Source organism: Georgenia sp. (assembly GCF_054605595.1).
Map to the genome: position 1 here is coordinate 2324 of NZ_JBTSDU010000219.1, position 371 is coordinate 2694.

At 68.5% G+C, this 371-nt stretch carries 1 protein-coding gene; it reads right to left on the minus strand.

All coding sequences use genetic code 11. The features are described 5' to 3' along the window. On the minus strand, positions 1-371 hold a 371-nt coding region (locus tag ACYC1Z_RS15090), incomplete at both ends, for a thiamine pyrophosphate-dependent enzyme (RefSeq protein WP_461410330.1).

Below are 371 nucleotides of genomic sequence, written 5' to 3' on the forward strand. Positions count from 1 at the left end.
CTGGAAGTCGTAGTCACCGGAGAGCGCCACCACCAGTCCCTCGGGATCGGCCACGCGCACCCCGAGCGCCGCCGGCATGGTCCACCCGAGCGGACCGGCCTGGCCTGCGTTGATCCAGTGCCTGGAGCCGTTGACGTGCAGGAACTGCGCCGCCGCGATCTGGGAGAGGCCGATCGTCGAGACGTACCGGACGTCCCGACCGAACGCCCGGTTCATCTCCTCGTACACGCGTTGGGGCTTGATCGGCACGTTGTCCAGGTGCGTGGCACGATGCATCGACCCCTTGCGTGCGTCACACTCCTTGACCCAGTCCGACCGGTCCGGCAGACCACCGGCCTCGCTCCGGCTCCGTGCGACCTCCAGGAGCATCT